This window comes from Kocuria rhizosphaericola (assembly GCF_044462205.1).
GTDB classification, from domain to species: Bacteria; Actinomycetota; Actinomycetes; order Actinomycetales; family Micrococcaceae; genus Kocuria; species Kocuria rhizosphaericola.
Genome location: NZ_JBISWK010000134.1, coordinates 1 through 13,605 on the forward strand (window position 1 = coordinate 1; position 13,605 = coordinate 13,605).

The following is a 13,605-nucleotide window of genomic DNA, read 5'->3' on the forward strand; positions in this document are numbered from 1 at the left end:
GGCCCACCGCGCACCCGGACCAACAGCTCCCGGCACCCGTCGTCGTCGTCTGGCGGCGGTGGGTGCCGGGGCGGTCGCCTCGGTGTCCCTGCTCGCGGCAGCGGCCGTCACCGCTCTCCCGGAGAACGGGGGGTCGCCGACCGCGTACTCCCTGGCGGCAGGGCCCTACCCGGGCGAGGACGCGGTGCCGGCGCTCGCCGGCCCCGACCGTCCGGTCCCCGCGGGGGGCACGGCGCAGTTCACCGCAGCCCCCGCGGAGATCCCGGTGGCCCCCGCCACGCAGGCGCCCGCCGAGAAGGTCCCGGCCCCGGTGCGGGTGGTCGTGGACGGGTCGCCGATCGACATGCCGGTGGTCCCGGTGGGGGTCGAGGACAACGGCGCCATGACCATCCCGGACAACCACGTGGAGCTCGGCTGGTACCGGTACGGTCCGTCCCCCGGGGCGGACGAGGGAGCCGCGGTCGTCGCCGGCCACGTCGACACCCTCACCGAGGTCACGCCGATGGCGCAGCTGCAGGACGTGCCGGTCGGGGCGGAGATCAGGGTGGAGCGCGAGGACGGCAGCGTCCAGCGCTACCGCACCGAGTCCGTCCAGCACATCCACAAGAAGTCCCTCGCGGACGCGGACCTGTTCCGCCGCACCGGCGAGCCGGTGCTCCACCTCGTGACGTGCGGCGGGGAGTGGCTCGAGGAGATCGGGGACTACGAGGACAACGTGGTGCTGAGGGCTGTCCCGGTGCCCTGAGCGGCAGAGGGAGGCGAGGGGCGCATGACCCCATGGCCGGTGTCCACTAGGCTGGGCACGACGCGGACGCCCGCACCCCGCACGATCGCACGCCACCACGACCTCCGGCCCACGAGGAGCCCTCCCACGATGCCGACGCCGCCCCCGGAATGGGGACCCGAGCTCGACACCGCGTTCGCCGCGGGGGACGAGCAGGCGCTGAGTGCCGCGTACCGGCACTGCGCCGGGGTCATCCGGGGGCTCGCCGTCCGGGCCCTGCGCGACGATGCGGGCGCCGACGACGTGGTGCAGGAGGTCTTCATCCGGGCGTGGAAGTACCGCTCCGGATACCGTCCCGAGCACTCCTCGGCCCCCGCCTGGCTCATCGGGATCGCGCGCAACTGCATCGCCGACGCCGCGAGGAACGCCGGGCGCGAGGCGGAACGGCGCCAGGCGGACGCCGTGCGCACCGACCGGGAGCCGCGGCACGAGGAGTCGGACCTGCTGGTGGACCGGCTCGTGGTGCGGGCGGAGGTCGAGCGGCTCGGGCCCCCCCGGTCGACGATCATGGCGCTGGCCTTCTACGAGGAGCTCACGCACCAGCAGATCGCGCAGCACCTGGACCTGCCCCTCGGCACGGTCAAGAGCCACCTGAGGCGAGGCCTCACGAACCTACGAACACGATTGGGAGACGGTCATGGCACACCTGAGTGAGGAGACGCTGACGCTCCTGGCTCTGGGTGAGGCCGAGGACGCCCGGGACCGGGACCACGTCGCCGCCTGCCCGGCCTGCGCCGCCGAGCTAGCGTCCCTGGAGCGCGTGGTGCGCGCCGGACGGGCGGAGTCGCCCGTCCTGGCGTCCCCCGGGCCCCAGGTCTGGGCTGCCATCCACGCCGAGCTGGGCCTCTCCGCCGAGGTCGCGGCGGATCCGCTGGCCGACCCCCCGGACGGCGCCCGCGGCGGCGTCCCCGGCGATGCCCGCGGCGACGTCCCCGGTGATGCTCCGGACGAGGCCACGGGGCACCGGACCGGCGCGCCCGCCGACGACGGCGCAGCGAGCGGCGGGGCGACCGTCGTCGACCTCGACGCCCGCCGGAGCAGGCCCCGGCGCGGGGTGCCGTACCCGCTGGCCGCGGCCGCCGCGGCCGCCGCGCTGTTCGTGGGCGGGATCTCGGTCTGGGGCGCGCAGCGGCTGGGTCTGGAGCCGGACCCCACGGTGCTGGCGACCGCCGAGCTGGAACCCCTGGCCGGCTACACCGCCCGCGGCTCGGCCGAGGTGGACGAGCGGCCGGACGGGACCCGTCAGCTGGTGGTGCGGACCGATCCCGCCGACGTGGACGGGTTCAAGGAGGTCTGGCTGCTCGCCCCCGACGCGCAGCGCATGGTCAGCCTCGGCGTGATGGCCGGGGACGAGGCCGTGTTCGTGCTGCCCGAGAACCTCGACGTCGGGGAGTTCCCCGTCGTGGACGTCTCGAACGAGCCGATCGACGGCGACCCGACGCACTCGGGGGACTCGATCGTGCGCGGCGTCCTGGAGGTCTGAGCGCGGACCGGCGGCCTCAGAGTAGGGCCGAGGTGAGCCGGGCCACGTTGTCGGCGTACTTTTGCCACAGCGGCCGCCGGTTCCATGCCTCGAAGTCCAGCAGGGTGCTGGCCTCGTGGAACTCCTCCACCACCGCGTCCATCCTTTGCCGGAACTGCCTGTCCACGATGTACACCGAGACCTCGAGGTCCAGGGCGAACGAGCGCTCGTCCATGTTGGAGGAGCCGATCACGGAGACGTAGTCGTCCACGAGCACGAACTTCGCGTGCAGGACGGTCGGGGCCCGGTACCGGTAGATCTTCACACCGGCCTCGACGAGCTCCTGGTAGTAGGAGTTCTGGGCGTGGTAGGCGAGGAAGTGGTCCGAGGTCTCGCCCACGAACAGCTGCACGTCCACTCCGGACTGGGCCTCGGTGGTGAGCGCGTGCATCAGCGACTCGTCCGGGACGAAGTACGGGCTGGAGATGATGATCTGCTCGTTGGCGTTGTAGATCAGGTGGTTGAACAGGCGGAGGTTGTTCTCCGTGTCGAACCCCGGGCCCGAGGGGAGGACCTGGGCGAACACGGGTCCCTCGACGTCGGGGAGCTCACGGGTGGCCTCGTCGAGCAGGAGGTCGCCCGTCTCGGAGTACCAGTCGCTCGTGAACAGGGCGTTGAGCTCGGCGACCACCGGACCCGTGCACTGGATCATCAGGTCCTTCCACTCGAGCCCCTTCCGCAGGTTCCTCCGTTTGTTGTAGGAGCGGTGGATGATGTTCTGCGATCCGGTGAAGGCGAGGTTCCCGTCGACCACGAGGATCTTGCGGTGGTTGCGCAGGTCGGGCCGCTGCCACTCGCCCTTCCACGGGCGCACGGGGAGCATCCGCCGCCACGGGAAGCCGACCCGGTCGAACTCCCGGACCATCTCGGCGTAGCCGGGGTAGCCGACCGAGCCGAGGTGGTCGATGAGCACGCGGACCCGCACGCCGCGCTCGTGGGCGCGCACCAGGGCGTCCAGCAGCACGCGGGAGGTGTCGTCGATGGCCACGATGTAGAACTCGAAGTGGACGTAGTCCTCGGCCCGGTCCACCTCCTCCGCCATGATCCGCAGGGACTCGTGGTTGTCCGTGAGGATCTCGAAGGAGTTCCCGCCGACCATGGGCAGCGCCCCCAGGCTGTAGTTGAGCGCGGCCGTGGACTCGATCCACTCCGGCAGCTGCTCATGGGCGTTGCCGAGGATGTGGGAGTCCGGGGTGTTCTCCCGGATGACGTCGTTCATCTTCGCCTGCATCGCCATCCGCTTCCTGGGCAGCTTGGCGGAGCCGATGACGAGGAACAGCAGGATGCCCACGATGGGCACCAGGGCGATGGCCAGCAGCCAGGCGAGGGCGACCGACGGGCGGCGCTTGTGGGGGATCCACCCCAGTGCGACCAGCCGGACGATCCAGTCCACCACCACCAGCGCCACGAGGATCCACTCGGGCGCACCGTCGAGCGGCAACAGGTCGTAGGGGAAGAGGAGCGTTTCCACGGGGCCAGCCTATCGGCGCGGCGGAACCGGGCCGGCTACGCGGGGCGCGGCAGGAAGTAGTCGGTCTCCGGGCCCGGGGTCTCGCGGTGGACGAAGCCGGCCGCGATGAGCACCTGCGCGGCCGGGGCGTTGTCCCCGGGCACGCTGGCGCGCACGCCCGTGACGGAGGGGTCGGTGAACGCGACGCCGAGCAGCGCGGTGACCCCCTCCTGCGCATAGCCGCGGTTGCGGCGGTCCGCGGCGAGGGAGCCCACGATCTCCAGCTCGTCGTCGATCGGGGGGCCCACGAAGCCGGCCGTGCCCACGATCTGCCCGGTGGACTTCTCCAGGATGGCCATCCGCGCGTACACGGACTCCGTGAAGAAGTAGCCCCCGGCCATGAGGGACTCGCGGGCGAAGTCCATGTCCTCGGCGGTCGGGAAGCCGTGGGCGAAGTGGGCCGCCCGCTCGCCTGCGGCCACGGCGTCGAGCTCCTCGGCGGTGAAGGGACGGAGCAGGAGTCGTTCCGTCTCCAGGACGGGTGCGGGGCGCAGGGCCTCGAGGTCCTCAGTCATGCTGGTGCTGCTTTCTGCGTGCGGGGGAGGCGCGGGTGCCGGCGGTGGACGGTTGGGGTCCGGAGGAACAGGGTGCCGGGGGCGGCGGGAGCCGCCCCCGGTGGATCAGCCGAAGTACTTCGGTAGCGTGCCCTCGTGCGCCGTGCGGAGCTCGTCCAGGCCGATGCCGAACTCGCTCTGCACGTCCAGCGCACGGTTCTCGGTGTCCACCACGCCGATCCGCGTGTGCGGATAGGCGCGCATGGTGCACATGTCCTTGAACCGTACTTCCTCGCTGCGGGGCACGGCCACCACGGCCCGTCCCTGGGTCTCGGAGAAGAGCATGGTGAACAGGTCCACGCCGTCCCGCTCGCACACCTCGCCCAGTCCGATGCGCGCGCCGGTGTCGAAGCGCAGTGCCATCTCGGCGAGGGTCGCCGCGAGGCCGCCCTCGGCGACGTCGTGCGCGGCGTCGATCATGCCGTCGCGGGACATGTTGATCAGCAGGTCGCCGAGCAGTTTCTCCCTGGCGAGGTCCACGGCCGGCGGGAGCCCGCCGAGGTGCCCGCGCAGGTTCGCCCACTCGGAGCCGTCCAGTTCGTCCCGGGTGGTTCCGAGCAGGTAGATCGCCTGGCCGTCCTCGCGCCAGCCCGACGGCGTGCGCCGCCGGACGTCGTCGAGCACGCCCAGCATCGCCACCACGGGCGTCGGGTGGATCGCCACACCACCGGTCTGGTTGTACAGGGACACGTTGCCGCCCGTCACGGGCACCCCCAGCTGCTGGCAGCCGTCGGCGAGCCCGCGCACGGCCTCGGCGAACTGCCACATGGTCTCCGGGTCCTCGGGGGAGCCGAAGTTCAGGCAGTCGGAGACCGCCGCGGGACGGGCGCCGGAGGTCGCCACGTTGCGGTAGGCCTCGGCCAGGGCCAGCTGTGCGCCGGCGTACGGGTCGAGGTAGGCGTAGCGGCCGTTGCAGTCGGTGGACAGGGCCACGCCGAGGCCGGTCTCCTCGTCCACGCGGACCACTCCGGCGTCGTCGGGCATGGCCATCGCGGTGTTGCCCTGCACGTAGCGGTCGTACTGGTCGGTGACCCAGTCCTTGGCGCACAGGTTCGGGGAGGCCATGAGCTCGAGGACGGCGTTGCGCAGCTCCGCCCCGGAGGGGCGGGAGGCGTCGGCGGGAGAGCCCGTGAAGTGGTCGTCCTGGATCCGGTCCTGGTCCGCGGGGCGGGTGAACGGGCGGTCGTAGACGGGACCCTCGTGGGCGACGGTGCGGGGGTCGACGTCGACGATGACCTCGTCGTCCCACTCGATCACGAGCCGGCCGGTGCCGGTGACCTCGCCGATCCAGGAGTGCTCGACGTCCCACTTGTCCATCACGGCCTCGAAGGCGGCGACCTTCTCGGGGGTCACGACCGCCATCATGCGCTCCTGGGACTCCGACATGAGGATCTCGCCCGGGGTCAGGGTCGGGTCCCGCAGGAGCACCTGGGTGAGGTCCACGTGCATGCCGCCCTCACCGTTGGAGGCCAGCTCCGAGGTGGCGCACGAGATGCCCGCCGCCCCCAGGTCCTGGATGCCCTCCACGAGGGAGGCCTTGAACAGCTCGAGGCAGCACTCGATGAGCACCTTCTCCGCGAACGGGTCGCCCACCTGGACGGCCGGCCGCTTGGACGGCTTGGCGTCGTCGAAGGACTCCGAGGCGAGCACGGAGGCGCCGCCGATGCCGTCGCCGCCGGTGCGGGCGCCGAAGAGCACCACCCTGTTGCCGACGCCGGAGGCGTTGGCGAGACGGATGTCCTCGTGGCGCATCACGCCCACGGCGAGCGCGTTGACGAGCGGGTTGCCCTGGTAGCTGGAGTCGAAGACGACCTCGCCGCCCACGTTGGGCAGGCCCAGGGAGTTGCCGTAGCCGCCCACGCCCGCCACCACGCCGTGGACCACGCGCGCGGTGTCCGGGTGGTCGATCGCCCCGAAGCGCAGCGGGTCCATGACGGCCACGGGCCGGGCGCCCATCGAGATGATGTCGCGCACGATCCCGCCCACGCCCGTGGCGGCGCCCTGGTAGGGCTCCACGTAGGACGGGTGGTTGTGGGACTCGATCTTGAAGGTCACGGCCCAGCCGTCCCCGAGGTCGGTGACGCCGGCGTTCTCGCCGATGCCCACCAGCAGGTCCTTCTTCATCTCCTCGGTGACCTTCTCGCCGAACTGGCGCAGGTGGACCTTGGAGGACTTGTAGGAGCAGTGCTCGGACCACATGACCGAGTACATCGCCAGCTCCGCGGCGGTGGGCCGGCGGCCGAGGATCTTCTTGATCTCCTCGAACTCGTTGTCCTTGAGGCCCAGCTCGGCCCAGGGCAGCTCGGTGTCGGGGGTGGCCGTCGCGTGCTCGACGGTGTCCAGGTTGAAGTGCTTGTCGCTCATGGAGTCTTCTGTGTCCCTTACTTGACCAGTGTCTTGAGGGCGGAGACGAACAGGCCCAGCCCGTCCGTGCCGTCGCGCATGCCGACCGCGCCGGAGGCGGAGGAGTCCGCGCCGAAGCCCGGCTCGACCGCGTGCTCCGGGTGCGGCATGAGACCCACCACGTTGCCGCGTCCGTTGCAGATCCCGGCGATGTCCCGGCGCGAGCCGTTGGGGTTGCCCCCGAGGTAGCGGAACACCACGCGGCCCTCGGCCTCGAGGGCGTCGAGGGTCCTCTCGTCCGCCACGTACTGGCCGTCCTGGTTCTTGAGCGGGACCACGATCTCCTGGCCCTGCTCGAACTCGGTGGTCCACACGGTCTCGTTGTTCTCCACGCGCAGGCGCTGGTCCCGGCAGAGGAACTTCAGGCGCTCGTTCTTGATCATCGACCCCGGCAGCAGGTGCGACTCGGTGAGCATCTGGAAGCCGTTGCAGATCCCGAGGACCGGCAGCGGGGAGGACCCGGAGGTGCCCGCGGCGTTCGCGCCCTCGATGATCCGGTCCATGATCGGGGCGAACCGGGCGATGGCCCCGGCGCGCAGGTAGTCGCCGTAGGAGAAGCCGCCGGGCAGGATCACGGCGTCCACGTCCTGCAGGTCCTCGTCGGCGTACCACAGGGGCACCGGGGTGCCGCCGGCCAGCGTCACGGCGCGCGCCGCGTCGCGGTCGTCGAGGGTGCCGGGGAAGGTGACCACGCCGACGCGGGCGCCGGCGAGCGCGGCGTCCGGCGCGGGGGCGGAGAGGTCCGCGATCAGAGGGGTCTCGAGGCCGGGCATGCTCAGTTCTCCTCGGCCTCGTCGAGCACGGCCACGCGCACGACGTCCTCGATGACGGGGTTGGAGAGCAGCTTCTCGGCGGCCTCCCGGGCCTGCGCCAGCGCGTCCTCGGTGGCCTCGCCGTCGACGGTCAGCTCGAAGCGCTTGCCCTGCCGGACACCGGCGAAGCCGTCCAGGCCGATGCGGGGCAGTTCGTTGGCGATCGCCTTGCCCTGCGGGTCAAGGATCTCGGGCTTGGGCATGACGTCGACAACAATGCGGGCCATCGGGGAACTCCTGAGGGTCGAGCAGCGGGCCGGGATCCGGCGAACGTCAGCCATTCTATCGGTTCGGGCACAGCGGTCGCGCCGTGCCGGAACGGGCGGCGGCGGTGTGCTAGGGCTCACCGCCCGTGGCAGGATGCCGCCCCCACACCACACCGAACTCACCGCTTCTGCCCGAAACCGGGGCATGGATCTCCGGGTCTCGGGCAGACGCGGTGACTTGGGCCGGTCGGGGACGTCCCAGGCCAAATGCAGGTCCGTCCCGGGAGGCCGTGGTCCCATGAGGAGCATGAGCAGCACGTCCCGCACCCCCGGCGCCGATCCCGACGACGCCCGGCTGGTCTCGATCTATCGCCAGGTCCTGACGCTGGTGGGGATCGGCACCGTCCTCGGCGCGCTGACCGAGCTGGCGATGCTGCGGCACTGGCAGGGACCCGCCCAGCTCGTCCCGTGGGCGGTGCTGGCTGTGCTGCTGGCCGCCGCCGTGGCGTGGCTGGTGCGACGCACCCGCGGGACGGTCCGCACCGTGCGGGTCGCCGCGGTCGTCTCCGTGCTCGGCAGCGCCTACGGCGTCTACGAGCACGTCCTGGCGAACCTGCGGGCCGGGGCGGTGGACCCCCGGTACGCCGACGCGTGGGAGTCGATGTCGGGCGCGGCCCAGCTGTGGGCGGCGACGAGCGGGGCCGTCGGGCCGTCCCCCGTGCTCGTTCCCGGCACGATGGGCCTGGCCGGGGTGCTGCTCTGGCTCGCCGTCCTGCGCTGGCGGCCCGGGCCGGCCTGAGCCCACCCCCTTCCGCGGCCCTGCCGAACTCATCGGTCCTCCCCGAGAGCACGGGATTCATGCCCTCGTCCCGCGGCGAAGTGGTGAGTTCGGCGGAAGGCCGAGATCGTCCCCGGCGGGGACAGCGGCACCGACCGCGATCGACCGCGTCCGGGGCGGCGGGCCACCCGGCCGGCCGCCCCGGACGCGGGCGGGTCCTACACGCGGTCCGTGAGGCCCTCGGCGCCGGAGTGCTGGGCGCAGTGGGCGCAGCAGTAGACGGTCTCGCCGGCCTCCACGCCGTGGCCCAGGATCCGGCAGCCGCAGTGCGCACACGTGGGCGCCATGGCGTGCGCGGCGCACTCGAAGCTGTCGAAGGTGCCCGTCCGATCGCCCTGGGTGATCGTGAAGGCCTTGTCGTAGTCGTTGCCGCAGGTGTCGCAGACAGCCATGATCGTTTCCTCCTGCTCGTCGGTGCCGGGTCAGTGCTTGTCGAACGAGATGAGCTCCACGAGCTCGCCCACGCGGTCCTCGGGCATGCTCCGGGCGATGTCGGCCTGGCTCACCATCCCCACGAGGTCGTGCCCGTCGATCACGGGCAGGCGGCGCACCTGGTGGTCGGTCATCGTCCGGACGGCCTCCTCCACGCTGTCGTCCGCACCGACCGTGACGGGCTTGTCCTCGGCGAGCTGACCTGCCTTGACCTGCCGCGGATCGGTGCCGATCGCGAGGCACCGCACGACGATGTCGCGGTCCGTGACCACACCCACCAGCCGCTCGTGCTCCCCGCAGATCGGCAGCGCGCCGACGTCGAGGTCCTTCATCCTCCGGGCCGCGACCTCGAGAGTCTCGTTCTCGCCGACGCACTCGGCGCCCGGCGTCATGATCTCTCGCACCGTGGTCATGTCGGTCCTCCTGTCCGGCGGACGTGGTCCGTCAGTTCACTGATCGTTCCGGTCCTTCCAGGGTAGGAGCCGTGCTGCCCCTTGTCTGCCCCCAGGCCGTTCTGCAACGGAACGGCCCGGGCCGGCCGGTGGCGGTCGGCCCCGGTGCGGCTGGAAGAATGGGCCCATGACCCAGCACCCTCCGAGGACCACCCCCGGACTCAGCGGCCGGGACGCCGAACGACTGGCGCACGCCCTCGAGTCCCGGGACGTGACGGTCTTCGTGGACGGCACCTCCCTGCGCCTGCCGGAGGGGGCGCTCGACGCCGTCGTCGACCTCCTGTCCCGGCTCACCCGCGGGGAGACCGTCACGGTGGCGTCCGCCGGGGAGCAGCCGACCGGCTCCGAGGAGCTGCTGACCACCGCGCAGGCGGCGGCGCTCGCCGGGATCTCGCACACCTATCTGCGCAATCTCACCACCGAGGGCGTCCTGCCCGTGCAGTACCGCGGCAGCCACCGCCGGATCCGGCGCTCGGACGTCCACGCCTGGCTCGCGCGCCACGGCGACGAGGCCGCCGACTCCCCGTCCGCGGCGGAGCTGCTGACGACCTCGCAGGCGGCGGCGCTCGCCGGGATCTCGGCCACCCATCTGCGCAACCTCACCACCGAGGGCGTCCTGCCCGTGCAGTACCGCGGCAGCCACCGCCGGATCCGGCGCTCGGACGTCGAGACCTGGCTCGCGGGGCGGCAACGACGCGACGACGACGGCGTGCCGGCGCCGGACTGATCCGGGCTCAGCCGAAGCGGGCCACGACCCATCCGTCGACCACGTCGACCGCCGCCGCGCGGAGATCCTTGGCGGGATCCGGCGGCGCCTCCCGGCCGGCGGCGAGGGCCAGCCGGGACCCCACGAACCGTCCGTCGGGAGCGAAGACCCAGAAGTGGTTGGGGCACTCGAACGTCTCGGCCCGGCCGGCGGCCTCCCGGCACACGGTGGCCTGCTGGTGCGTGCAGGTGTTGCGCAGCACGTGCAGGGCGCCCCCGGCGTCACGGGTGACGAGCACCTGTCCCGTGCTGGAGGGGGCCGTCACGAAGTCGAGCGGGGGCGGCACGGCGGAGGCCGCCACGATCCGCTCCCAGCCGCCGGCGGACTCCCCGGGGACGCTCACGCCGCGGCGCCGTCGGTGGCGCGGGCCGGGTCCAGGACCTCCAGCGCCGCGCCGAGCCGGCGGCGCAGCGGCTCCGCGCGGCGGGCGAAATCCCGCTGCCGGCGCACGTACTCGGCTTTGCCCTCCAGGGTCTCGATCCGCACGGGCTCGTAGCCCCAGCCGGCGAGATCGTAGGGAGCGGCCTGCATGTCCGTCTCCCGCACGTCCCACGCCAGCTCGAAGCAGTCCATCAGCAGCTCCGACGGGATCGCCGGGACCAGCTTGTACGCCCACTTGTAGAGGTCCATGGTGGCGTGCAGGCAGCCCGGCTGCTCCGTCCGGCGCTGGGACTCCCGGGTGGGCTGCAGCTCGTTGAGCGGCACGGCCTGCGGCTGGAAGAAGCGGAACGCGTCGAAGTGGGTGCACCGGATCCTGGCGGTCTCGACCACGGCGTCCGTGCCCGCCGCCCCGAGCCGCAGCTCCAGCTGCCCGTGGCGGATGTCGTTGTCCTCCGAGCGGTAGGCCATCGCCCACTCGTGGAGGCCGAAGCAGCCGAAGAAGCCCGGATTCGTCGCGTGCGCGCCCAGCACCGCCCGGGCGAAGTCGACGGCGGGGGCACGCCGGTCCCGGACGGCGTCGTCGTCGACGGTCACGGCCCCGTCCCCGGGGGAGAGACCGAGGTCCGTGAGCTCGGGGCCGGTGAGCGGCCGGTAGAACTTCTCCCGGGCCCGCTCGGCGGCGTCCAGCAGCACGGTGCCCGCCCCGGGGTGCCAGCGCTTCAGCTGCGCCGGCTTGAGCGTGTAGTAGGTGAACAGGAAGTCCTCCACCGGGTGCTTCTGCCCGCGGTGGCGGCGGTCCACGAACGGGTCCGCGTAGCGGGCCGCACGCTGCTCGTGGGCGTGCGCCCGCGGCGCCCACTCCGCGCGGGACAGGACGACGACGGGGCGGGTCACGGGACCCGCCCCGTCGTCGACAGGCCGCTGGAGCGGGGCACGAGGATCAGCGGCCGGTTCCCGCGTAGATCGTGGCCTCTTCGTCGGAGTCCAGGTCGAACGCGTTGTGCACCACGCGCACGGCCTCGTCGAGCCGGTCGGCGGCCGTGACCACCGAGATCCGCACCTCGGAGGTGGAGATCATGTCGATGTTGATGTCCGCGTTCGCGAGCGCCTCGAAGAACGTGAACGTCACACCCGGGTTGGACTTCATGCCGGCGCCCACGAGGGAGAGCTTGCCGACCTGGTCGTCGTAGTCCAGGCCCGCGTAGCCGATCTTCTCCTCGGCGGCGCGCAGCAGGCTCATGGCCAGTTCGCCCTGGGACTCGTCCACCGTGAAGGAGAGGTCCGTCAGCGGGTGGTCACCGGTGGAGATGTTCTGCACGATCATGTCCACGTTGACCTTCGCCTCGGCGAGCAGGCGGAAGATCCGGGCGGCGATGCCGGGCTTGTCCGGCACCCCGACGACGGTGACCTTCGCCTGGGTGCGGTCGTGGGCGATGCCGGCGATGAGCGGCTGTTCCAACGGGATCTCCTTCGGGGAGGTGGCGGCGTCTTCGGGGCCCGGGATGACCCAGGTGCCCTCGTTCTGGGTGAAGGACGAGCGGACGTGCAGCTTCACGCCGAAGCGGCGGGCGTACTCGACGCAGCGCAGGTGCAGGATCTTCGCGCCGTTGGCGGCGAGTTCGAGCATCTCCTCGCTGCTGACCACGTCCAGCTTGCGTGCCCTGGGCGCGATGCGGGGGTCGGCGGTGAACACGCCGTCGACGTCGGAGTAGATCTCGCAGACGTCGGCGTCCAGGGCGGCGGCCAGCGCCACGGCGGTGGTGTCCGAGCCGCCGCGACCCAGGGTCGTGATGTCCTTGGTCGAGCGGTGCACGCCCTGGAATCCGGCGATGATCGCGATGTTGCCCTGGTCGAGGGACTCCCGCACGCGCTGCGGGTTCACCTCCACGAGCAGGGCCGCGCCGTGCGCGCCGTCCGTGACCATTCCGGCCTGCGAGCCGGTGAAGGACTGGGCGGGCGCACCCGTCCCGGACACCGCCATGGCCAGCAGCGCCATCGAGATGCGCTCGCCGGCGGTGAGCAGCATGTCGAGCTCACGGGCCGGCGGCTTGCGGGTGACCTCGTGGGCGAGGTCGAGGAGCTCGTCCGTGGTGTCGCCCATCGCGGAGACGACGACGACGACGTCGTGCCCCCGGTTGCGCGTCTCGACGATCCGCCGTGCAACGCGGCGGATGCCGTCGGCGTCCGCGACGGAGGATCCACCGAACTTCTGCACGATCAGGCTCATGGGTTCTACTCCTGTGGTCGAGGGTGGCCGGGCTCGGTCGGGCGGCCCGGTCCGTGCGCCCGCTCCCCGCGGCAGGGCACCAGGACATCCTAGCGCGGCGGTGTCAGGCGACGACCGTCCGGCCCTCGAACGCCCGGCCCAGGGTCACCTCGTCGGCGTACTCGAGGTCGCCGCCCACGGGCAGCCCGGAGGCCAGGCGGGTCACGCGGATCCCGAGGGTCTTGAGCATGCGGGACAGGTAGGTGGCGGTGGCCTCGCCCTCCAGGTTCGGGTCGGTGGCGAGCACGACCTCCTGCACGGTGTCGCCGGAGAGCCGCGTCATGAGCTCCCGGATGCGCAGCTGGTCGGGGCCGATGCCCTGGATGGGGCTGATGGCCCCGCCGAGCACGTGGTACCGGCCGCGGAAGCTGCGGGTGCGCTCGATGGCCATGACGTCCTTCGACTCCTCGACCACGCAGATGACGCTGTCGTCCCGGCGGGCGTCACGGCAGATGGCGCACTCGTCGAGCTCGGACACGTTGCCGCAGATCCGGCAGAACTTCACCTTGTCCTTGACCGCCGTCATGGCGTCGGCCAGGCGCCGGACCTCCTCCTTGTCGGCGTCGAGGAGGTGGAACGCGATCCGCTGCGCGGACTTCGGCCCGACGCCGGGCAACCGGCCCAGCTCGTCGATCAGGTCCTGAACGGCGCCTTCGTACACGTTTCCCTCGATTTCCGG

The 13,605-nt window shown here is 72.1% G+C and carries 16 protein-coding genes; 5 read left to right on the forward strand and 11 right to left on the reverse strand.

The window, feature by feature from the left end; genetic code table 11:
- The 3 genes from ACH9D2_RS13580 to ACH9D2_RS13590 form a co-directional block, all read left to right on the forward strand.
- The coding region (locus tag ACH9D2_RS13580; RefSeq protein ID WP_396363340.1) for a sortase domain-containing protein at positions 1-745 on the forward strand (745 nt) is incomplete at its 5' end.
- Between the two features lie 129 nt (positions 746-874).
- A complete protein-coding gene (locus tag ACH9D2_RS13585; protein ID WP_396363341.1) occupies positions 875-1,438 on the forward strand; it encodes an RNA polymerase sigma factor in 564 nt (187 codons plus the stop codon).
- Positions 1,422-2,267 (forward strand): anti-sigma factor, encoded by an 846-nt coding sequence (locus ACH9D2_RS13590; RefSeq protein WP_396363342.1) that lies wholly within the window; start codon positions 1,422-1,424, stop codon positions 2,265-2,267. Before ACH9D2_RS13585 ends, ACH9D2_RS13590 begins: the two co-directional genes overlap by 17 nt.
- A 16-nt stretch (positions 2,268-2,283) precedes the next feature.
- On the opposite strand, the gene cls is transcribed toward ACH9D2_RS13590, so the two are convergent.
- From cls to purS, 5 genes are all read right to left on the reverse strand, one after another.
- Positions 2,284-3,777: a cardiolipin synthase gene (cls, locus tag ACH9D2_RS13595; RefSeq protein ID WP_396363343.1), complete on the reverse strand. Its 1,494-nt coding sequence runs from the start codon at positions 3,775-3,777 to the stop codon at positions 2,284-2,286.
- Positions 3,778-3,812: 35 nt separating this feature from the next.
- Positions 3,813-4,331: a GNAT family N-acetyltransferase gene (locus tag ACH9D2_RS13600; RefSeq protein ID WP_396363344.1), complete on the reverse strand. Its 519-nt coding sequence runs from the start codon at positions 4,329-4,331 to the stop codon at positions 3,813-3,815.
- A 105-nt stretch (positions 4,332-4,436) separates the two neighbouring features.
- Complete coding sequence (gene purL / locus ACH9D2_RS13605; protein WP_396363345.1) at positions 4,437-6,734, reverse strand: phosphoribosylformylglycinamidine synthase subunit PurL; 2,298 nt, start codon at positions 6,732-6,734, stop codon at positions 4,437-4,439.
- Between the two features lie 17 nt (positions 6,735-6,751).
- Entirely contained in the window at positions 6,752-7,546 is a 795-nt protein-coding gene (gene purQ / locus ACH9D2_RS13610; protein ID WP_396363346.1) for a phosphoribosylformylglycinamidine synthase subunit PurQ, read from the reverse strand.
- A gap of 2 nt (positions 7,547-7,548) precedes the next feature.
- On the reverse strand, positions 7,549-7,812 hold the full coding sequence (gene purS / locus ACH9D2_RS13615) for a phosphoribosylformylglycinamidine synthase subunit PurS (protein ID WP_344124149.1): 264 nt from the start codon (positions 7,810-7,812) through the stop codon (positions 7,549-7,551).
- Between the two features lie 286 nt (positions 7,813-8,098).
- Between purS and ACH9D2_RS13620 the strand changes: the two genes are divergently transcribed.
- A complete protein-coding gene (locus ACH9D2_RS13620; RefSeq protein ID WP_396363347.1) occupies positions 8,099-8,590 on the forward strand; it encodes a hypothetical protein in 492 nt (163 codons plus the stop codon).
- Between the two features lie 197 nt (positions 8,591-8,787).
- On the opposite strand, the gene ACH9D2_RS13625 is transcribed toward ACH9D2_RS13620, so the two are convergent.
- Positions 8,788-9,021, reverse strand: a complete 234-nt coding sequence (locus tag ACH9D2_RS13625; protein ID WP_396363348.1) for a hypothetical protein — start codon at positions 9,019-9,021, stop codon at positions 8,788-8,790.
- 30 nt (positions 9,022-9,051) lie between these two features.
- Positions 9,052-9,474, reverse strand: a complete 423-nt coding sequence (locus ACH9D2_RS13630; RefSeq protein WP_396363349.1) for a CBS domain-containing protein — start codon at positions 9,472-9,474, stop codon at positions 9,052-9,054.
- Positions 9,475-9,640: 166 nt separating this feature from the next.
- Here ACH9D2_RS13630 and ACH9D2_RS13635 point away from each other — a divergent pair, with 166 nt between their 5' ends.
- Positions 9,641-10,240 carry a helix-turn-helix domain-containing protein gene (locus tag ACH9D2_RS13635; RefSeq protein WP_396363350.1) on the forward strand — a complete coding sequence of 200 codons (600 nt, stop codon included), beginning with the start codon at positions 9,641-9,643 and terminating at the stop codon, positions 10,238-10,240.
- Positions 10,241-10,247: 7 nt separating this feature from the next.
- On the opposite strand, the gene ACH9D2_RS13640 is transcribed toward ACH9D2_RS13635, so the two are convergent.
- From ACH9D2_RS13640 to recR, 4 genes are all read right to left on the reverse strand, one after another.
- On the reverse strand, positions 10,248-10,622 hold the full coding sequence (locus ACH9D2_RS13640; RefSeq protein ID WP_396363351.1) for a Rieske 2Fe-2S domain-containing protein: 375 nt from the start codon (positions 10,620-10,622) through the stop codon (positions 10,248-10,250).
- The gene (locus tag ACH9D2_RS13645; RefSeq protein ID WP_396363352.1) at positions 10,619-11,554 is read right to left on the reverse strand and encodes a 3-methyladenine DNA glycosylase; all 936 of its coding nucleotides are present in this window, start codon (positions 11,552-11,554) and stop codon (positions 10,619-10,621) included. Before ACH9D2_RS13645 ends, ACH9D2_RS13640 begins: the two co-directional genes overlap by 4 nt.
- 46 nt (positions 11,555-11,600) lie before the next feature.
- Positions 11,601-12,887: an aspartate kinase gene (locus ACH9D2_RS13650; RefSeq protein WP_396363353.1), complete on the reverse strand. Its 1,287-nt coding sequence runs from the start codon at positions 12,885-12,887 to the stop codon at positions 11,601-11,603.
- A gap of 103 nt (positions 12,888-12,990) precedes the next feature.
- A complete protein-coding gene (gene recR / locus ACH9D2_RS13655) occupies positions 12,991-13,587 on the reverse strand; it encodes a recombination mediator RecR (RefSeq protein ID WP_298589693.1) in 597 nt (198 codons plus the stop codon).
- Between the last annotated feature and the right edge of the window lie 18 nt (positions 13,588-13,605).